This is a genomic window from Microcoleus sp. K1-B1, from assembly GCF_036704705.1.
Lineage (GTDB): Bacteria > Cyanobacteriota > Cyanobacteriia > Cyanobacteriales > Microcoleaceae > Microcoleus.
In genome coordinates this window covers 131,333-152,968 of record NZ_JAUBSH010000003.1, presented here as the reverse complement: position 1 = coordinate 152,968, position 21,636 = coordinate 131,333, and the positions used below count along the sequence as shown (strand labels likewise).

Here is a 21,636-nt window from a genome sequence, read left to right as displayed (position 1 = left end):
ATCTTGCACTTTACTCTCGCTCCCGCGCTCGAAACCTTTCGCCACGCAATATGCGATCGATTATTCAGCAAGCCCTATTTATCTAGTCATTGGGTTACACAACGGGATGAAACATTAAAGATATTTTGCAAGGCAAGGCCTGTCATAAATTCTGGCCGATTTGATAAAAATTCCTTTTTTCTGGATTGAGATACCCATTTAATTAGCTGTCCCAATCAGGTCACTGTCCCATTTGAACCGGGAAAAATTGTGCGTTTTCCTCAGAGTGAATGTACAATTTTTCCTTTAAGAGCCGACTACACAAACAGTAAAATAGGACGGACTGTATCCATTCATCCTAATGAAGCCTTAATGCAAGAGTTGCGATCGCCTCAATCTACTACCTCTTTTTTGTCAACTTCTAATACTGTACCGACGCTCTAGTGTACCACTTGTTCGGCCTTAACTAAACCGTATTGTGTTATACAGGACTTACGCACGCTTTACTTAACGCCGCCATCCTGGCCGTTTCTTTACCGCCAGGATGGCAGCGTTACGGGTATTTTTGCGTAAGTCCTGTTATATTTGAACGTTCCCCAGTCCCGAGTCTGTCAGGGTTCGCGATCGCCATCCCAAGGCAAAATTTTTACAACTCTTAATGTGAATATTCGCATTTCATGTGATATTATCCCTTATTATAATGCGACTACACTAAAAATTTTACAGATAAAATGCCACGAAAGTTTACCCTTGAAGGGGTAGGAATGTCAAAAGCTTAAAAATAAAAAAAGAAATAATGTAGTTTTTAGATTTTTTCAAGATGCTAAAAAAGCTATTTCGGCAAAAAAGTTTTAAATTTATTTTGGGCGGTGGTGTATCAGGAATCATAAATTTGCTTTTGATTTTTTTGATGATTGACAAGCTAGGGTTTGATACACCCACCTTACGCAATATTGCTAATGTGATATCAATTGAAATTTCACTTTTAGCAAGTTTTTTTATCTATCGAATTTGGGTTTGGCCAGGAGGTTCGTGGACACTTCAAGAGGTATTGTGGCGACAAATTCCCTTGTACCATCTCTCGGCTGGTACTTCCGTAATCGCTCGCATCTTCCTGGTATTTCCTTTATTAGATTGGTTAAAGATAAATTACGCAATTAATACCTTGGTAGGTGTAATATTGAGTGCATCTCTAAATTATCTGATTAGTGATAGATTCGTCTTTAAAACTCCACCTCAACAAACTCAGGAACCAACACTCTTTCCTCCAGACATATATTATCCAGAAGGATTGGCTCCTGCACTGGAAAATAGCTCTTCTTACTTAAGAAAAGTACCTCAATCAGAAAAATCGACAGAAATTAAACTTTTTTCGATTTTAATTCCAGCTCATAATGAAGAAGGTTGTATAGTCGAAACTGTTGAATCTATCACCCAATTACTAGAAAAAGAGGGAATTGATTATGAAATTCTCATAGTCAATGATAATAGTTGCGATCGCACCGAAGAATTATTGCAAAAACTCAGTTCTCAAACCAGCAAAGTGCGTTACATAAATAACTATTTTCCTAACGGTTTTGGTTTTGCTATTCGCTGCGGTTTAGAGAATTTTCAAGGAGATGCTGTAGCCATTGTTATGGCCGATAGTTCCGATTCCCCGGAAAATATTGTTGATTACTATTATCTGCTGCAAGAAGGTTACGATTGCGTGTTTGGTTCTCGATTCATCAAGGGCAGTAAAGTTGTTGATTATCCCACTCATAAGTTATTCATAAACCGGTTAGCTAATTTATTTATTCAAATCATATTCGGATTAAAATTAAATGATACAACTAATGCCTTTAAAGCCTACCATAGAGAGGTAATTCAAGGTATTTACCCACTGCTATCTCATCACTTTAACTTAACTGTTGAAATTCCTCTCAAGGCAATTGTTAGGGGGTATTCATACAAAATTATTCCTATTACATGGCAAAATCGTAAAGCAGGAGTATCTAAGCTAAAAATCAAAGAAATGGGAAGCAGATATTTATTTATTGTTCTTTATATTTGGCTAGAAAAACATTTTTCTATGGGAGATTATGTTCGCAAGCAAACTCAAACAACCATTCTCAAACAAACAAATAAATAATTTATGTATAGAGTTTTACAAAGCTTTCAAAACTATCTTAACCATCAGTTATCCAAAACCACTAAACTTGACGGACGCATCTTATTGTTTGCAATTTTAATTGCATATTTTATGCCCATAGCTATTGCTACAATTTTTTTCTATAATTACCCTGATTCATGGATTAAATTTAATTTCATATATCCATTAGTTCCAAAAATGCTACCTCCCTTTGCCGATCTAAGGGTGATAACGAGTGGTGCTGAATGTATTCGCTTAGGCTATGATGTTCTCGTTGCGAATCCCTGCGATCCTTGGAAGCGTCCGATGAACTATCCACGAATTTGGTCAGTCCCTGCATCCTGGGGATTAGCTCAAAGTCATACAGTTATTTTGGGAATTCTGTTCGGATTGCTATTTTTTAGCTTAGTCTTTGTTACTATTAAACGATTGAATTATATTGAAGCTTTGTTTTATGCACTAATTTTGTGTTCTCCTTCAGTAATGTTGGCCATAGAACGGTGTAACAACGATCTAATTATTTTTATTATTTTATCTTTATCGTTATTAATAATGAAAAATCAAACCGCTATTTGGCGTTATTTTTCTTACATAATAATAATGTTTGCTGCCATTTTAAAACTTTACCCTATGTTTGCTTTAATAACTGCTATTAAAGAAAAAAAGCGCAATTTTACTGTTATTTTTATCTCTATTTTTATAGCTTTTGGAATTTATGTAGTTACAAATTTTGAAAGTATTATTCTTATTAGTAAGGCGACACCTAGATCTACAATATTTTCTTATGGTGGAAAGGTAATATTCGATGTTATCTTTGATGAATTAGACAGATATTTTTATAGTTTTTATAATTCTCATATTCCACAATATTTTAATCAAATCAAGTTATTAATATTTTGTTTGACCATAGCCTTATTTTTGTTAATATCTTATTTATTGGCTAAGCACACAGAGAATTTATTTGAAAATAACAAACTAAATATTAATCAAATTGAAGCTTTTAGGATAGGCTCTAGTATATATATTGGAACTTTCTTAATAGGTAATAATTGGGACTATAGGCTCATATTTTTACTATTTACTATTCCACAAATCTTGGCGTGGCTAAAAACTCAAGTTCAATTTGAGTCTATCTCCGGTCTAGCATTAATGGCAATCATTTTAACTACTTGGTTAAGTAGTAAAAGTCACCAAATTTACTACTTAGATGAATTGCTCAATTGGCTCTTGTTTTTATTTTTTGCTTATAGTACAATATTAACCTTGCCAAACTGGTTAAAAAGTTATATATATTTTCAACCTAGAGGCTTTGACGCTAACAATCAGTGAGGTAAACAATTATGAGTAGAAGAGTTTTGATTACTGGGGGTTCAGGATTTGTAGGCAGTTCTCTTGGTTTGGGACTGATCCAACGCCATCCCGACTGGCAAATTACGGCCTTAGATAATCTGAGGCGAAGGGGTTCAGAATTAAATTTACCCCGGCTCAAGCAAGCAGGTATTCAGTTTGTTCATGGTGATATCCGAAATCCAGAAGATTTAGATCCGGTAGTATTGCAATCAGATTTAATTTTAGAATGTTCTGCGGAACCATCGGTGTTAACAGGATACACTTCTCCTGGTTATGTTTTACAAACTAACTTAGTCGGAACCATTAACTGTTTAGAATTAGCTCGTCAAACTCACGCAGATTTTATTTTTCTGTCTACCAGTCGAATTTATCCTATTGCTTATCTTAATGCTTTAAACTTCACAGAAGCAGAAACCCGTTTTCAACTTTTAGAGCAACAATCTTTACGAGGAGCTTCTAGTCATGGTATTTCAGAGGAATTTCCCTTGGATAAAGCTCGTTCTCTCTACGGTTCAACCAAATTAGCCTCAGAATTACTAATTACAGAATATGCGGATGCCTATGGATTAAGAACTCTAATTAATCGCTGTGGGGTGTTGACTGGCCCCTGGCAAATGGGCAAAGTAGATCAAGGTATTTTTGCCTTGTGGATAGCATTTCACTACTTCCAAAAACCCTTAAAATACATCGGTTATGGAGGGACAGGTAAACAGGTCAGAGACTTTTTGCATATAGCAGATTTACTAGAATTGATAGATTTACAAATTGACAATTTAGAAAAATTAAAAGGACAAATTTTTAATGTGGGTGGTGGGGTTAACAACACGCTTTCGCTTTATGAAACAACTCAGCTTTGTCAGGAAATTACGGGACATAAAATTACAATCAATCCTATTCTAGAAAACCGCATCGGTGATATTCCTATTTTTATTACAGACTCCCGCAAAGTGATGAATGCCACTGGATGGCAACCCAAAAGAGATGCTAAGATAACTCTCACTGAAATTTATGAGTGGATTTATCAATTTGAGAAATACGTCACTGACGTTTTTAATTAAAACTGGACTTACGCATAGACAATGTAATGCTGTCATTGCGAGCGAAGCCTGCCCGGAGCGGGCTTAGCAATCTCAAAACCTTCCTACAGCCTTAAGCCTGCGTAAGTCCTAATAAAGCCAAGCTAATTGATAAAGGTTTGGCTGAATCTACTGTTAATCGCCGTTTGGCTGCTATTAAGTCTTTGGGTAGTCATGCACAGTAATGATATCGTTTTCTGATGCAAGAATTATAGTGATGTACAAAGTTAAAAATTGCCCCAATATGGTGCAAGCTGTTTTTTTGAGAAAGACAAGGTTTTACGAACCAAACGAGAAATTTGCTGCCGTAAAGTATTATTAACTCTTTCAATCTGGCTGGTTTTTCCCGATTCTTTGCCTACAGGTCAATGTCTTTTAAAAGGTAGCACTTCCTCATCTAGATTCCCAAAAATCAGTATAACAAACAGCACATTGTCTATAGACAGGAGGTAAAGATTGCCAGAGCTCGGACGCAGATTTTTTTGAGCGGTCTCCAATATAAAGCCCAACAATTTCACGGGTCTTTTGAGCTAAAGCTCTCCCGATCCATTGCTTGTTTCCCTTGTTTTTGACAAATAACCACATTTCATCTAGCTCTAAAGTCAACTGACATGGGAGCTTTTTTCATCACCGAAATTTCTGGGTAAATTTCGGCATACTTTTTATTGAGACTATTCTGAAGCCATCGAATGGATACGCCCGTCGCTCTCGCAATTCCGGCTTGAGAAATTTATTCTAAAATCAGCCGCTCAATTAAGGCTTTAGTCTCGGAGTGAAATCTGTTTATATTTAGAATTTTCAATCTTCTTGACGACCACAGTTTTTACATTTAAATCGCTGGTTTCTGTAATAACTTTTTTCCTTTTTAATAAAAAAATCGCTTGGGCAATTAGGACATTCCATACTTTTACCTCTGAAATTTATGTGGATTTAATCTATTAAACCATTACTGTGCATCACTACGTTTTTATAAATAAGGACTCTTCGGCCTGAAGACAAATATTTGAATTTAGGTTTGTTGGGGATTGTTAAAGGTTTATTGCAGGGTAAGCGGAATTTTGATCATAAATTCTGCACCTTTCCCCGGTGCAGAAATACACTGCAATTCGCCTTTATGTCTTACTGTGATAATTTGATAGCTAATAGATAAACCCAATCCCGTACCTTTACCTACTGGTTTAGTGGTAAAAAATGGATTGAATAACTGGTTTCTCACCGATTCTATGATTTCTGGCCCGTTGTTGCTAATTCGGATTTCTACCACTTCACTGTCTAAAAGTTTAGTAGAAATTTTGATGATGCGGGGATTAGCTTCATTGCCTGCAATCGACTCGCTGTGGCTGTCCTCTTCTAAAGCATCAATAGCATTAGCCAGGATATTCATAAACACTTGATTTAGCTGTCCGGGGTAGCACTCTATTCGGGGTAAATTGCCATATTCTTTGATAACTTGAATATTCGCCAAACCGGGCTTAGCATTCAATCTGCTTTGCAAAATCATCAGTGTGCTGTCAATTCCTTTATGAACGTCGGCTACTTTCATTTCTGCTTCGTCATGGCGCGAAAAAACTCGCAGCGACTTGACAATACCGAGAATGCGCTCGGCCCCGTTTTTCATAGAAATTAATATTTTTGGTAGGTCATAGATAATAAAATCTAAATCTACAGACTGGAGTTTTTCTTTAAGTCTGGGTAGGGGATTCGGATACTGCTCTTGATAGATATTCACCAATTCTAGCAAACTATCGGCATACTCGCGAGCGTGAGTAACATTCGCATAAATAAAGTTGATCGGATTGTTGATTTCATGAGCAACCCCAGCGACCAATTGCCCCAAAGATGACATTTTTTCGCTATGAATTAGCTTTGATTGAGCCTGCTTCAATTCAGACAAGGCTTGTTCGAGTTGTTGAGTTTGAAACTTTAACTCTGCGGTGCGTTCTTCAACTCGGATTTCTAATTCTTCTTTAGCTTTTTTTAGTGCAGCTTCGGCTAATTGGCGCTCGATAATTTCCGATGCTAGGAGTCGGTTTGCCAATTCTAACTGTTGAGTTTGAGACTTTAACTCTGCGGTGCGTTCCTCAACTCGAATTTCTAGTTCTTCTTTGGCTGTTTTTAGTGCAGCTTCGGCTAATTGGCGCTCGACAATTTCAGCTTCTAGGAGTCGGTTGGCAGATTCTAACTGTGCGGGACTGGGAAGTGCTAGGGCTTGAGGGATTAAGTCTACCAAAAGTATGGCTGTAGAAAAGGAAATAATGGCAGTAATTGCTTTCATTGTTCCTGAAAGCCAATAGGTAGGATGCCAAAGTGTCCAGAGTTCAAATATGTGAGTGATGCCACAGGCGACGATAAAGGCTCCAAACAGGGCAAAGATCCAATCAAAGGGCAAATCTTCGCGTTTGGAAATAAAATAAACCAATGTAATCGGGATGGAAAAATACGCGAGTGCAATGATTGAATCTGAGGTAAGGTGAAGCCAGACTAACGGGGTATGCCAGAGATAGCAGTGGCCGTGAGGAATAAATGGCCCGGAAGTAAAAAAAGTTTTCCACATTTCCTGCATAATATTTCCTTTGAGTTGTGAGAAAATGGACTCTGACTGGTGTCAATTAATTTCAACCAGGGGTTTCTTTCACCTGCGGCTTAATCACCTATGCGTTCATATTCTCTGCTAGCTTCAGCAAAAATCAATCTGTATTTGGAAATCATAGGCGATCGCCCCGACGGATTCCACGAACTGGCGATGGTACTTCAAAGCATAGATTTAGCCGATCGAATTGACTTGCGCGCGATTGGTACGGACACGATTCGCGTGCGCTGCGATCACCCACAAGTCCCTCCTGATAAGAATAACCTGGCCTACCGGGCGGCGGATTTGTTGGCGAAGCAATTCCCCGATGCTTTGGCGAAATACGGCGGAGTCGAGATTGCCATTCACAAGCAGATTCCAGTGGCGGCGGGGCTTGCCGGCGGTTCGGCCAATGCGGCTGCGGTTTTAGTCGGGATGGATTTGCTGTGGCAATTGGGACTTACTCAGTCGGAGTTGCAAGAGTTGGGGGGAACTTTGGGTTCGGATGTGCCTTTTTGCATTGCTGGGGGTACGGCTTTGGCAACTGGTCGCGGAGATAAACTGTCGCCGCTGCCTGATTTGGGCGGCTTTTCTGTGGTGTTGGCAAAGTACCGCAATCTCAGTATTTCTACGGCATGGGCGTATCAAACTTATCGCCAGCAGTTCAGTAGTTCCTATTGTGCAGCGGAAGATTTGGAGTGCCGCCGGCAACGGCTGCATTCGGGCCCGATGGTGGGGGCGATCGCCCAAAAAGATCGATCAAAAATTGGTCAATTGCTGCACAACGATTTAGAAAAAGTTGCTTTGCCCGTGTACCCGCAGGTGTTGCAGTTGCGGCAGGCTTTTGAGTCGGCGGGGGCTTTGGGAACGATGATGTCGGGTTCCGGGCCGACGGTGTTTGCGCTGGCCGAGTCTTCAGAGCAGGCTCAGCAAGTTTTAGAACGGGTTAAAAGTGCGATCGCTTCTCCTGATTTGGATTTTTGGGTAGCACAGTTTAGCAATACTGGAATTCAGATTTTTTCCGAGGGAAACGAGACGAAACCGCCGATTTCGAGGGTGTAACTCGAAGAGGGTGCGATCGCCATCGCCCGTTAAACCGGTCTAACAGGCGAGGGTCAAGATTAATCTAACTTTTCGTAGAGTCTATTGAGATCGAAGAACTGATAATATGTCATGCAACAAGGATTTTAGTTTTGGTGAATTAACCAGAAATCTAAAATCTAAAATCTAAAATCTAAAATCGCCATGACTGATTTAACTAATCCAAATTCTACTTCTAAACCTCTGAGTTCGGCTGAAGATGCAACCTCTGCATCTTCCACGCCGCCGACGATTTTGCGGTGCGTGATGGGTTCGCTAATCGCGGGCGGGTTTGCGGCGGCTTTGTACGCGCTAACTTTGTCGATCGTCCAAACTTTTGCCAATTCGCCTATTCATTCTGACAATGTGACTGCGATTAATATTGGCGCGGCTGTGCGAACTTTAGTTATGGGGATTGTGGCTTTGGGTGCGGGTGTTTTTGCTTTTGCATCTTTGGGTTTGATGCTGCTGGCTTTGCAACTTGTGATTCAAAAGTTAGTGAAAAAACCCACAGGTTGAAGTCTACAGGTTGAAACCATCGGGCTGCAAAAACTCTCCTTCGCGCAGGCGGACTGAATAGTAAGATCGAAGCAATGGAATTATTTACGATCGGACACTCCAATCTGAGTATTGAAGCGTTTGTTTTGCTGCTACAACAACATGGAATTACGGCGGTTGCGGACGTGCGATCGCATCCTTTTAGCCGCTATTTACCTCATTTTAATAAATCCGAAATTAAAGCTTCTCTGTCAAGTGTCGGCATTCAATATGTTTTTTTAGGCAAAGAGTTGGGCGCCAGACCAGAGGACTTAAGCTGTTACGATAGTAGCGGTAAAGCTTTATACGATCGCATAGCAGCAAGTCCTCTATTTTCCGCAGGAATGCAGCGCTTGCTCAAAGGCGCAGCCAATTATAAAATCAGTTTAATGTGTGCGGAAAAAGACCCGATTACTTGTCACCGGACTATTTTAGTTTGCCACAAACTCAGGGAATTTAATTTACAAATTAATCACATTCTTTCTGATGGCAATTTAGAATCGCACGAGCATTTAGAAGAAAGACTTTTGAGCAAGTTTAACAAATATCCCAAAAAATCTGAACCTATTCAGCTCAGCTTTTTTGAATTAGAACCTGATGTTAAAACTGAAAGGGTTGATTTAGCAACAGCTTATTATCGTCACGGATGGGAAATCGCTTATGTCAGCAAATAAAGCAATTAATTAATTTATTAAATATGTCGGAGTTGGCGAATTTTGCTAAGCCAAAATATTTAAATTCATGCCCCCAAAATCTAACTTTGTATGGGCGAAATGCGCCCATTACTGCTAGAAGTAGCGCGTCAAACTATTTTTCGCATAAGTCCTGAACAACTCTTGACATCGCATACCTTTATAAATTAGGGTACAGACCTCCGCGCCCACCCTATTTTTATAAATTTTGTTCGAGTTTTAACGTTGTTCATGCTATAATTCTGCGGGACTGTAGCAGGAAGGGGTGCTTTTTGATGAAAGCAGAATTTTATTTTGACTGTCATAAATATATTTGCAGTTTAGTTCAAGTAGATTTTGTCAAAGAATTAAAAATAAAAAATCATCAAGGTTTTGTTTTGGCTGTTAAGCAAGGAGAAAAGATTGGACTTTTGGGAAAAAGTCGCCATAATGCTAAACAAGTTGATGTATCTAAGCCACATTTTTATAATGTAATTAAAGCAGCAATGAGCGCTTTGGAATTAGAAACTAAAAATGAGGTGATATTAGAGAGAAATCGAACTCTTGCTGATGCCGAACAAATGATTCAGCAGCAAAACAGAGAAATTCGCCTTCTCAACGAACAGATTAGAATGCTTGGAACTAAGGTTGAGGAATTGTCAAGGGAAAAGCAGCAGTTATCAATGCAGCTAGCAGACAAGGAAATCAGAGAAACTGAAATTAGTCAAGAAATTGATAAGTTTCCTGCTACCGAGGAAGATTTATTGGTGGCGGAAATTGAGCCGGGGCTTGAAGAAACTGAAATTAGTCAAAAAATCGAAGAATTGTCGGTTCAAGCTTCTGGGCTAGACCTGCAGTTAATCGCAAATCAACTGAATGCGGAGGAGATTGAGGAAGAGAAAGAAATCAGCAGGGGCAAGGTTGAGACTGTTGATTTAGAAATTATAGAAGAAGTAGAAGAAAATATCAAACAAGTAGAAGTTCCAGGAGGCGAAAGTGAAATTAAGCGACTGCCTAAAAGAGCGTCTCACAAAAGGATGAGAAAGAAATCTTAATGCTTTAGTTATATAGCAATTCTCGCATCATTTGTCAATTTATTACGGAGTCCCAGCGGGTTCGGAGAGGGTTGGGGTGGGTAAGAATTTACGAGGCATTTAGGATTGCTATATAACTCATTGAATTGTGGCGATCGCATTTTCGCAAAAATCGTCAGCAGTTAAGCGAAAAAATCCCTTGCAACTCGCCGGTTTTCCCCCCGCAGCCTCACCCACAAGAGAATTTTGACAAGAATTCAAGGCGATCGGTAAAATTACAGGTACGATGGCTACGCCCCGGCTTGCGCCTACGAACTATTGTCAGCAGCATTAAATCCTTCAGTAATTAGCCATTTGCCAACAATCACATAATTGTTGACAATATTGCACAATAGATAAAATTGTAAATATATAGCACCTGCGTTTTTTTTGACCGCTTATGAATAGCAGATTCCTCGATCGCCTCCACCACCCCTCGCGCCCCGTCATCGTCTTCGACGGCGCGATGGGAACCAACCTGCAAGTCCAAAACCTCACCGCAGAAGACTTTGGCGGCAAAGAATACGAAGGCTGCAACGAATATCTCGTCCACACGAAACCGGAAGCTGTCGCCAACGTGCACCGGGGATTCCTCGAAGCAGGGGCCGATGTCATCGAAACAGACACCTTTGGCGGCGCTTCCATCGTTCTCGCCGAGTACGATTTGGCAGACAAAGCATATTATCTCAACAAAACAGCAGCCGAACTTGCCAAGGGGATCGCCGCCGAATTTTCCACACCCGAAAAACCTCGATTTGTCGCAGGATCGATCGGGCCAGGCACCAAATTGCCAACATTAGGACACATTGATTTTGACACTCTCACCGCCGCTTTTGCCGAACAAGCAGAAGGACTTTATGACGGCGGCGTTGACTTATTTATTGTCGAAACTTGTCAAGATGTACTGCAAATTAAATCAGCATTAAATGCGATTGAAGAAGTATTTAAGAAAAAAGGTGCGCGAATTCCGTTAATGGTATCAGTCACAATGGAAGCCACCGGCACAATGTTAGTCGGTTCCGACATCAGCGCCGCCCTAGCCATTTTGCAGCCGTACCCGATCGACATTTTAGGCCTCAACTGCGCCACAGGGCCCGATCGCATGGCCGAACACGTCAAATACCTTTCCGAACATTCGCCCTTCGTCGTTTCCTGCGTTCCCAACGCTGGTTTACCCGAAAACATCGGCGGACACGCGCACTACAAACTCACGCCAATAGAATTAAAGATGGCCTTGATGCGCTTTGTCGAAGACTTAGGCGTGCAAGTCATCGGCGGCTGCTGCGGAACCCGCTACGATCACATCCGCGAACTATCAGAAATTGGCAAAACTCTGACACCCAAAATCCGCGAAATTACTTGGGAACCTTCCGCCGCTTCAATTTACACCGCCCAACCCTACGAACAAGAGAATTCCTTCTTAATTGTCGGCGAAAGACTCAACGCCAGCGGTTCCAAAAAATGCCGCGATTTGCTAAACGCCGAAGACTGGGACGGTTTAGTAGCAATGGCCCGGGAACAAGTGCGAGAAGGCGCGCACATTCTCGATGTCAACGTTGATTATGTCGGCCGCGACGGCGTGCGAGACATGAAAGAATTAGTTTCCCGCGTTGTGACTAATGCCACTCTTCCTTTAATGCTGGATTCCACAGAATGGGAAAAGATGGAAGCAGGCTTAAAAGTGGCGGGCGGCAAATGTTTGCTGAATTCCACTAACTACGAAGACGGAGAACCCCGTTTTTATCAAGTTTTAGAGTTGGCGAAAAAATATGGGGCGGGCATAGTTATTGGTACAATTGACGAAGACGGAATGGCCAGAACGGCAGACCAAAAATTTGCGATCGCCCAACGCGCCTATAACGCCGCCGTCGCCTACGGAATTCCACCCGAAGAAATCTTTTTTGATACCCTAGCATTGCCAATTTCTACCGGGATTGAAGAAGACAGAAAAAACGGCAAAGCTACCATCGAATCGATCCGCCGCATCCGCCAAGAATTACCAGGCTGTCACGTCATCTTAGGAGTTTCTAACATCTCCTTCGGCTTGAATCCGGCGGCGCGGCAAGTTTTGAATTCCATGTTTTTGCACGAAGCAATGCAAGCGGGGATGGACTCGGCAATTGTCAGCGCTAATAAGATTTTGCCCCTCGCCAAAATTGACCCCAAACACCAAGAAATCTGCCGTAAACTGATTTACGACGAACGGGAGTTTGACGGCGAAATTTGCGTTTACGACCCCTTGGGCGACCTGACAACGGTGTTTGCGGGCAAAACTACCAAGCGCGATCGTACAGAAGACGCAAGCCTCCCGGTAGAAGAACGTCTCAAGCAGCACATCATCGACGGCGAACGCATTGGGCTCGACATCCAACTCGCCAAAGCATTAGAAACCTATCCGCCCCTCCACATTATCAATACCTTCTTGCTAGACGGCATGAAAGTAGTCGGAGAATTGTTCGGTTCAGGACAAATGCAACTGCCATTTGTATTGCAGTCAGCAGAAACCATGAAAGCGGCAGTTGCCTATTTAGAACCGTACATGGAAAAGTCCGAATCTGGGGACAACGCCAAAGGAACATTTATCATCGCTACTGTCAAAGGCGACGTTCACGACATTGGCAAAAACTTAGTTGATATTATCCTATCAAACAACGGCTACCGAGTGATTAACTTGGGTATTAAACAGTCAGTTGACAATATCATCGAAGCCTACGAAAAGCACCAAGCCGACTGTATCGCCATGAGTGGCTTGCTGGTAAAATCCACCGCATTCATGAAAGAAAATCTGGAAGTATTCAACCAGAAAGGAATCACGGTTCCGGTAATTTTGGGCGGCGCGGCTTTGACTCCCAAGTTTGTACATGAAGACTGCCAAAATACTTATAAAGGTAAAGTAATTTACGGCAAAGATGCGTTTTCTGACTTGCACTTTATGGACAAACTCATGCCAGCAAAATCTGCTGGTACATGGGCAGACTTGCAAGGATTTTTAGATGAAATAGAAGATGAGAATGGGGCGGTTAAAGAAGCTAAAGCTGCGCCAGAAACTTCTGGAGAAGAGGCAAAGAAAGCAGACACTCCTGTGGTGATAGATACCAGGCGATCCGAAGCAGTTGCAGCAGATATCGATCGCCCGACTCCTCCTTTCTGGGGGACGAAACTGTTGCAGGGAGAAGACATCCCCTTTGAGGAGATTTTCTGGCACTTAGATTTGCAAGCCTTAGTTGCCGGTCAGTGGCAGTTCCGCAAGCCAAAAGACCAATCGCGGGAAGAATACGATGCTTTCTTAGCTGAGAAAGTTTATCCCATATTGGAAGAGTGGAAACACAAAATTATCACCGAAAAGTTACTGCATCCGCAAGCAATTTACGGGTATTTTCCCTGTCAAGCTGAAGGCAATTCCTTGCATTTGTACGATCCGCAAATTATGAATGGGGGGCAAACAACAATCAATGGCGGGCAAGATGCCCGCCCCACAACAGAAAGTGGCACAGGCATCTTGCCTGTGGCTGCAACATTCACATTTCCCCGGCAAAAATCGGCGCGCAGGCTGTGCATTGCCGACTTCTTCGCCCCCAAAGAATCGGGTAAAATCGATGTATTTCCGATGCAAGTAGCGACAGTGGGAGAAATTGCTACAGAGTACGCGCAAAAGCTATTTGCTAACAATCAATATACCGACTATCTCTACTTTCACGGGTTAGCGGTACAAACAGCGGAAGCAATCGCAGAGTGGACTCACGCGCGAATTCGCCGGGAATTGGGCTTTGGTAGCGAAGAACCGGACAACATTCGCGATATGCTAGCGCAAAGATATCGCGGTTCGCGGTACAGTTTTGGCTATCCCGCTTGTCCGAATATGGCGGATCAGTACAAGCAATTGGAATTGTTAAAGTGCGATCGTATCAACCTCTACATGGATGAAAGCGAACAACTTTATCCCGAACAATCAACAACCGCAATTATCACCTATCACCCAGCAGCCAAATACTTCAGCGCTTAATTTCTAGGGTGCGACTCACACTTTTTTCTGTCGTTTTTCTCGTTCTTGTACTCGTTATACTCGTTACCAGGCTCTGCCGATTCGTGATAACTTAACGTCAAACCCAATCACAGACTGCTGTTTGAGTATTAAGATCTGATCCCCCCTAGCCCCCCTTAAGAAGGGGGGGACAAGAGTCTTCTCAAAGTCCCCCTTCTTAAGGGGGATTTAGGGGGATCTAGACTTAGCTAAAGGCGAGATTTATCAATGGTTTCAGTCTTAAGGAATGAAAACTTAATAACTTTAGCGTCTGCTAAATAGTCGGAACTGCACGATAGTTCCATTTTGGTAGATATTCATCAAAAATGATTTTCATTGTTTCTTTAAATCCCTTAGCTACTTTTCGACCAGTTTCATAAATTTTATCGCTCACATTTACTACCACAGAAAGCCCGGTTTTAGTATGAGTTTTTGCCATGAGTTCTTTAACTAACTCAAGAGAAGTAAAAATTACTCCTTGACAGGCTCTGGTTACGTGAGGAAATAAACGATGTTCAATCGGATTATACTTCGATGTATAGGGAGGATAGTGTGCGATCCTAATTTCTATCCCTAGCTCGTCAACTAATTTTTGTAAATCCGATTTAAAGATATGATGATTGGAATTATTACTGCCACCGCCATCGCATTTTATCAAAATTGAATCGGCTTGAGGGTAGATAAATTTTCCGTAATTAACCCACCATAATTTTATCGATTCACAAGCAAATTCACTCGTGTCTTTACTGATTCCCAGGTTTAAATATCCTCGGTTATGTTGCAGATCGTAAATTCCATGAGGTACTACTTTTCCGTCAGCCAAACTCCAAAAATCATGGTCAAATGTCGTAATAGCTTCCGTAGTATATAGACTTCCTGCTCGATATAGATTTCCAATAAATTCCTTCTTTTTCGTGTCCATACTAACAATTGGATTTCCCTTTAACTCATACTCTGCCGTAATTCGGGCCAGATTTTCAAATTGTTCATTACGATTCTTTGTTACTCCGGTTGTTTGTTTTTTTTGAGCTTGACGTTTCACATATCCATGTTTTTTTAACAGTTTTTTAACAACTGTTGTACTGACTATTATTTCCTGAGCCTTCAGACCTTCAACTATTTGTTGCTGGGTAAGATTTGTCCATTTAATTTTTTCCGACATTGGATCTCCGGCTGTGTGGTTTTTTAAGACTTCTAAAAAACGCTCATTTAAATCAGGTATCTCCGACTCCCTAGTTTTTCTTCCTCCTCCACGTCGGCGAATTCTCTGTTCATTACAAGTAGTGTCTGATTCAGCTTTTAATTCCTTAATTCCCTTGGCTATTGTATTCCTGTCTACTCCCAAAACTCGGGCCATGTAAATAATTCCACCACGACCAAGTTTTACGGCTTCTATCGCTGCATATTTTCTTTGCTCTTTTTCAGATAAAGACTGATGATGTTTTCGCATTAAATCAGTAATTTCGTCTGAGTAACACATAAATTAAGTTAGTAAGAAATGATTTAAATCTAAAAATCTTGGGCAACATAAGAAGAACCCAGTAGGTATAATATTTGACATCTCTACCGAAACATACACCTCTTCATATTCACTCATTTATTTATTATACATCGCTGATGTTATTAAATTTTCATTCCTAAGTTGTCACCAATGGGCTCTGCCTGGGAACAAAGAGCCGGAGGCTGTGCCTCCATTTAAAAACCGGGAGGCAGAGCCTCAAAAAATGCGTTTTCAGGTATAACTTACCAACAATAAAAAAATAGTTTACGAATTAAAGCAACAAAAAAGCACCTTAACAAAAGTGCTTTCATTAATATAAACTTTCCGTGTCTGACGAAACTTTTATGAGTAATTCCGGGGAGTGCGGGCGCCGGCAGATGCTCCTACCATCGAAGCAACTAAACCCAATAGCGAGCCGAACAAAAACGACCAACCAGCTTTCGCAGCATTACCAGCGATATTGCGAGTATCCTGAGCAGTTACGTTAGGCGCTTGGTTCGGCAAATCGACCCCGCTTTGCTGCGCTTGATTAATTGCTTCTCCCGCATTTGCAGCTATGACGCCAAAAGTACCGGCTACGCCATTTGCTAACAGCCAAGAGCCAATTGTTAAGGTAGTTGCCCACAAAATTGCTCCGTTCAAAAGCGCTGTGTTGCGATTCATCGGGCCGCAAGCGCGAGCAGTTACCCAACCGCCAACGGCTAAGCTAATTAACAAACTGATAATTGACCAAATTCCGACGCCGGCACCCACGTCCCCTGAAATAGTACGCGGAGCTCCTGAACCAGCAATGCTGCTCAAGCCGATCGCAGCACCCAATGCACTTAACACCAGTTGTGTGCCGATCGCAATTACCAAACCAGAAAAAATCGGGCCCCAACGTACTCGATCGTGGTATTCCATCACTGAATTTACGACCACAGGTTCAGTACCAACGTTATCTACAGGTCTATTTACGTATGACATAGGTTTTTCTTTCCTCTTAGAGTTGCTTTAATTTTTAACAATCTTTCACCTTAAGCATTGATTGTGGCTGAGATTGATAAAAACTATATCTGCCTGGGGAAATAACCACTATCTATGTCTGAAGAAAGAAACGAAAAAGTCATCCGCCCCCAGACACCCGCTATTAGCTAATGACTGATGACTGATGACTGATGACTCATAACTATTTTATCCCGTTGGAAAAGTTCCCGGATGTATACAGGAAATGCGGACGTATACAGAAAAAACTGCTTAACGCAATCTTACAGCCGTTCCAACGGCAGTAATCAGCAGCAAAGCCCCGCTGGAGTCTACATTAATCGTGCCGGTGTCAACTTCCACCCCGATTACGGCATTGGCGCCGAGGCGCTGGGCCCGTTTTTCAAGTTCCGCGAGGGCATCTCGCTGTCCTTTGAGAAACACTTCCTCGTAACTGCCGGTGCGGCCGCCGATGATGTCGCGAATGCCCGCGAAGAAATCTCGCAGGGCATTGGTGCCGTAGACAACCTCAGCAGTTACAATTCCCAGGTAAGATTGAATTTCTGCTCCTTGGATGATATCAGTTGTTGTTACAATCATCAGTTGGCCTCAATCGCGAAAATTTTGAGTGGGTCTTGTTCTGTAGATTGACTACATCTCGCCACTCAAACATTCCTGGTAAATCATCAGTTGTCAGCTTGCCAAAGCGACAGCAACTCGCTCTTCCATTCCACATACTCTTTGAAACACATGGCCGTGCACAAACAAAGTCTCTTGGTATTCAGTACGTTGCTAGTAGCAGGATTTGCTGTCGCAGCGCCGCAGATAGCGCTCTCAGCAGAAACATTCGTTCAAGTCAACCCTCAAAATGATTCAAATTTAGATGCTCTGCTGCGACAAGGGCGCGAGTTTGTAGATTTAGGAGACTACAGTAAGGCGATCGCCATTTATCAGGAAGCGGCGCGTTTAGATACAGAAAACCCGCGCATTTTTTCTGGTATTGGCTATTTAGAAGCGCGTCAGGGCAACTATCAAGCCTCAGTAGAATTTTACCAACAAGCGATCGGTCTCGAACCGAATAATGCTGACTTCCAATACGCATTAGGATATGCTATGGCGAATTTACAAAACTATCCCGCTGCAGCCACAGCTTATCGCCGCGCCGCTGTGCTCGATCGAAAAAATGTCAATGCCCGAATCGGTCTCGGAGTGGTACTCTTTCAGCAAAAAGATTACAGCGGTTCTTTTAAAGCATACCAAGAGGCGATCGCCCTCGATCCGAAAAATTGGCAAGCTTATTCTTCAATGGGTTTAGTATTGATCCAGCAGGGAAGTTTTGCCAGTGCTGTCACCGTCCTCCAACAAGCAGCCGAACTCGCTCCCAAACAAGCAGGTGTCCAGTTGAAATTAGGCACTGCTTTACTGCGTGCCGGCTATACTTCCGAAGGGCTAGCAGCTTTTGAAGAAGCTGCCAAATTGGAGCCCCGGAATCCAGAAGTGCAGCTAGAAATTGGCGAACTTCTCCAGGCTCAAAACGACTTTGACGGAGCGCTTATAGCTTATCAGCGGGCTATTGCGGTGCGACCTAATTTAGTGGAAGCACACGCAGGAATTGGGAAAATTCAACTGGAAAAACAAGATTTTTCAGGAGCGATTACTACTTTTCGGCGAGTGATTAAGCTTGATCCAAACCGGGCAGAAGCTTATTACAATATGGGTAAGGCACTCAAAGCGCGCGATCGCAAATCCGAAGCAATTGAAGCTTTTCAACAAGCCCTCGACACTTACCGCCAGCAAGGCAACAATGATGGTGTACAAAAAGCTGAGGCGGCATTGCGGGAACTGAAGTAATATTTCTCAATGTACTAATAGGTAATTGGCTAGCAGTTTTGAGTAGGGAGTAAGTAATTTTCCTAGGGCTTAACTCCTTCCAATCGCCGTGTTGCCAGGAAAAAAGCCATCTCAAAACTGCTTCTATTCCCTATTCCCTCTGCCCCCTTTCCTCTTCCTTCTTCCTTTTTACTTCGTTTGCTTAAATTTTTAATTTAATGCAAATAAATGTGGCTAAATAGAGTACAATATTGGCGCGATTTCATAAAGGCGATAGCTCGGTAAGTTTAAGAAGAAATAAGGTGCTTACACAACAGCATTTTGTCCAAGCTCCCTCTTTTGTAATATGCTAAAACTGCTTACTGACAATGAATCTATTTCTATTGATAGAGACAGCGAACTTGTTAACATTTGTAAAATAAGCAAAATATCCTCTCCCTAGAACTTCATCTATGCAAACGTATGATGTCATTATCATAGGCGCAGGTCACAACGGACTCGTCTGTGCGTCTTATCTGCTGAAAGCTGGATATACAGTCCTCTTGTTAGAAAAACGTTCAGTTCCCGGCGGCGCGGCAACTACTGAAGCTGCCATTCCCGAATTGCCGGACTTTAAATTCAATCTTTGCGCGATCGACCACGAGTTTATCCATTTAGGGCCTGTTGTAGAAGAATTAGAACTGGAAAAATACGGTTTAGAATATCTTTACTGCGATCCAGTTGCCTTTTGTCCGCATCCAGACGGTAAATATTTCTTAGCGCACAGTTCAGTAGAAAAAACTTGTGCAGAAATTGCCCGCTACAACGAGCGCGATGCTAAAAAATATGCCGAATATACAGACTTTTGGCAGCGGGCTTTAGGTGCAATGGTTCCGATGTTTAATGCGCCGCCCAAATCTATCATAGATATTGCAGGAAACTACGATATTGCCAAACTCAAAGATTTATTTTCAGTGATTGGTTCACCGGACAAAACGCTGGACTTTATTCGCACGATGATCACCAGCGCTGAGGACATTCTCAACGAGTGGTTTGACGAGGAATTTATCAAAGCACCCCTCGCAAGATTAGCCTCAGAACTCGGCGCGCCTCCCTCGCAAAAAACCATTGCTGTAGGCGCAATTATGTTGGCAATGAGACACAATCCCGGCATGGCAAGACCGCGCGGAGGGACGGGTGCATTAGTGCAAGCGCTGCTCAATTTAGTGAAAAGTTATTCAGGTGTGGTACTTACCGACCAGCACGTCGAAAAAATATTAGTTGATGATGGTCGCGCCGTAGGAGTTAGAGTTGCCGGCGGCACGGAATACCGAGCTACAAAAGGTGTCATTTCTAATATTGATGCTAAGCGCTTGTTTTTGCATTTAATGGATGATAGCGATGTCGATGCTGCTGACCCGAATTTGCGGGAAAGATTGGAGCGCAAAATTGTTAATAATAACGAGACTATTCTCAAAATAGACTTAGCTCTCAATGAAATACCCAAGTTCGAGCGCTGGAACCATCGAGACGAGTATTTAATGGGTTCTGTGTTGATTGCCGACTCGGTGAAACACGTTGAAATTGCTCACAGCGAGCCTTCAATTGGCAGAATTCCCGACTCCGATCCGTCGATGTATGTGGTGTTTCCGACGGTAAGAGACCCGTCAATGGCTCCCCCAGGACACCATACAGCTTGGATTGAATTTTTTGCTCCTTACCAGATCGAAAATGCTGAAGGAACCGGCCAGCACGGTACGGGTTGGACGGATGAGCTCAAAAACAAAGTTGCCGATCGCTGTATTGACAAATTGGCAGAATATGCACCCAATATCAAAAAGTCAATTATCGGTCGCCGCGTGGAAAGTCCGGCGGAATTGGGAGAGCGTTTGGGGGCTTTGAAGGGGAATTATTACCACGTTGATATGACGCTGGATCAGATGATATTTTTCCGTCCTTTACCGGAGTTGGCGAATTACAAAACGCCGATCGACGGTTTGTATCTCACGGGGGCGGGAACGCATCCGGGCGGCTCGATTTCCGGGATGCCGGGACGCAATACCGCTCGCGTTTTCATGCACTCGCAGCAGCCTTTCGCGCAGACTTTGGCAGATGCGGCTAATTCTCTGAAATCTACGGCTAAGTCGGTCTTTCGGAGTAATGAGAAGTAAGATTTTTAGCAACCGCAGATAAGGGCAGATCGACGCAAATGAACGCAGATAATTTACATCTGCGTTTGTTTGTAAGCTGTCGCGCATTTAAATTGTATATTCAGGGCGGGCGGGACGCCCAACCCCTACTCCCCACAAGACTTTGATTTTTTTTGACATACAATTTAAAGGCCGCAACAGCTTAGGAATGAGAATTAAATAACTTCCACAAGTTTGTGGGATGGGCGGGACGACCATCCTTTGTGGACGGGCGGGACGCCCATCCCACAATAACAATTAAAATTGTAAGTTATTTAATTCGCGATCCTTATTGATTTATCAGTGGGCGAGTGCGATAAATTTTTCTGGTTGATTCCCTCTGAAGGGAAAACAATTTGCGATCGCCCTCAATACCCTTTGTAAATCCTGTGCATCTTTCGCGCTTGATGGCGACGGTTTGCGTTTCATCAAATCTGTTAAAATATTTTGTCATCATAGAGCATATTCCATCGATAAAGTTCTCAATATTAGAAGAACAAGTTAACGCTGAAAGCATTTTTGAACTTAGTATTGCACCCAAACCTCTAATTTAGCAGAACAGGCAAGTCGCTGGTAGAATTCGCTCCCCATCTCCGAATCAGGGCGATCGCGGCCGATCCCCTAGCATCTCGCATTCTCCTCAATTCATACTTTATGCGGATGAAAACGCTGGCCCCAAGTTGAGAA

Annotated in this window: 15 protein-coding genes and 1 pseudogene; 11 read left to right on the top strand and 5 right to left on the bottom strand. The window is 42.4% G+C overall.

The window, feature by feature from the left end; translation table 11 throughout:
* The first annotated feature begins 249 nt into the window (after positions 1–249).
* From QUA83_RS02060 to QUA83_RS02045, 4 genes are all read left to right on the top strand, one after another.
* Positions 250–423 carry a hypothetical protein gene (locus QUA83_RS02060; RefSeq protein WP_333291111.1) on the top strand — a complete coding sequence of 58 codons (174 nt, stop codon included), beginning with the start codon at positions 250–252 and terminating at the stop codon, positions 421–423.
* Between the two features lie 376 nt (positions 424–799).
* Positions 800–2,110: a glycosyltransferase gene (locus tag QUA83_RS02055; RefSeq protein WP_333291109.1), complete on the top strand. Its 1,311-nt coding sequence runs from the start codon at positions 800–802 to the stop codon at positions 2,108–2,110.
* Between the two features lie 3 nt (positions 2,111–2,113).
* Entirely contained in the window at positions 2,114–3,439 is a 1,326-nt protein-coding gene (locus tag QUA83_RS02050; protein ID WP_333291108.1) for a hypothetical protein, read from the top strand.
* Positions 3,440–3,450: 11 nt separating this feature from the next.
* The gene (locus QUA83_RS02045; RefSeq protein ID WP_333291106.1) at positions 3,451–4,518 is read left to right on the top strand and encodes an NAD-dependent epimerase/dehydratase family protein; all 1,068 of its coding nucleotides are present in this window, start codon (positions 3,451–3,453) and stop codon (positions 4,516–4,518) included.
* Between the two features lie 190 nt (positions 4,519–4,708).
* Here QUA83_RS02045 and QUA83_RS02040 read toward each other — a convergent pair.
* Positions 4,709–5,439, bottom strand: a pseudogene (locus QUA83_RS02040) (IS1 family transposase).
* A 133-nt stretch (positions 5,440–5,572) separates the two neighbouring features.
* Positions 5,573–7,099 carry an ATP-binding protein gene (locus QUA83_RS02035; RefSeq protein ID WP_333291104.1) on the bottom strand — a complete coding sequence of 509 codons (1,527 nt, stop codon included), beginning with the start codon at positions 7,097–7,099 and terminating at the stop codon, positions 5,573–5,575.
* A gap of 90 nt (positions 7,100–7,189) precedes the next feature.
* On the opposite strand from QUA83_RS02035, the gene ispE reads away from it, so the two are divergent.
* From ispE to metH, 5 genes are all read left to right on the top strand, one after another.
* Entirely contained in the window at positions 7,190–8,167 is a 978-nt protein-coding gene (gene ispE, locus QUA83_RS02030) for a 4-(cytidine 5'-diphospho)-2-C-methyl-D-erythritol kinase (RefSeq protein WP_333291102.1), read from the top strand.
* 183 nt (positions 8,168–8,350) lie between these two features.
* Positions 8,351–8,704, top strand: coding sequence for a DUF3082 domain-containing protein (locus QUA83_RS02025; protein WP_333134065.1), 354 nt, complete (start codon positions 8,351–8,353; stop codon positions 8,702–8,704).
* A 74-nt stretch (positions 8,705–8,778) separates the two neighbouring features.
* Positions 8,779–9,396 (top strand): DUF488 domain-containing protein, encoded by a 618-nt coding sequence (locus QUA83_RS02020; RefSeq protein ID WP_333291100.1) that lies wholly within the window; start codon positions 8,779–8,781, stop codon positions 9,394–9,396.
* A 293-nt stretch (positions 9,397–9,689) separates the two neighbouring features.
* Positions 9,690–10,448, top strand: coding sequence for a hypothetical protein (locus tag QUA83_RS02015; protein ID WP_333291099.1), 759 nt, complete (start codon positions 9,690–9,692; stop codon positions 10,446–10,448).
* A gap of 418 nt (positions 10,449–10,866) precedes the next feature.
* Complete coding sequence (metH, locus tag QUA83_RS02010) at positions 10,867–14,469, top strand: methionine synthase (protein ID WP_333291097.1); 3,603 nt, start codon at positions 10,867–10,869, stop codon at positions 14,467–14,469.
* Between the two features lie 292 nt (positions 14,470–14,761).
* Here metH and QUA83_RS02005 read toward each other — a convergent pair whose 3' ends face one another.
* From QUA83_RS02005 to QUA83_RS01995, 3 genes are all read right to left on the bottom strand, one after another.
* Positions 14,762–15,967, bottom strand: a complete 1,206-nt coding sequence (locus tag QUA83_RS02005; RefSeq protein WP_333291095.1) for an ISAzo13 family transposase — start codon at positions 15,965–15,967, stop codon at positions 14,762–14,764.
* Positions 15,968–16,330: 363 nt separating this feature from the next.
* Complete coding sequence (locus QUA83_RS02000) at positions 16,331–16,954, bottom strand: hypothetical protein (RefSeq protein ID WP_333291094.1); 624 nt, start codon at positions 16,952–16,954, stop codon at positions 16,331–16,333.
* A 270-nt stretch (positions 16,955–17,224) separates the two neighbouring features.
* Complete coding sequence (locus QUA83_RS01995) at positions 17,225–17,551, bottom strand: YbjQ family protein (RefSeq protein WP_172184303.1); 327 nt, start codon at positions 17,549–17,551, stop codon at positions 17,225–17,227.
* Between the two features lie 150 nt (positions 17,552–17,701).
* Here QUA83_RS01995 and QUA83_RS01990 point away from each other — a divergent pair, with 150 nt between their 5' ends.
* Both QUA83_RS01990 and crtO read left to right on the top strand, forming a co-directional pair.
* Entirely contained in the window at positions 17,702–18,802 is a 1,101-nt protein-coding gene (locus QUA83_RS01990; RefSeq protein ID WP_333483942.1) for a tetratricopeptide repeat protein, read from the top strand.
* 431 nt (positions 18,803–19,233) lie between these two features.
* On the top strand, positions 19,234–20,931 hold the full coding sequence (gene crtO / locus QUA83_RS01985) for a beta-carotene ketolase CrtO (protein WP_333291091.1): 1,698 nt from the start codon (positions 19,234–19,236) through the stop codon (positions 20,929–20,931).
* Positions 20,932–21,636: the final 705 nt, after the last annotated feature.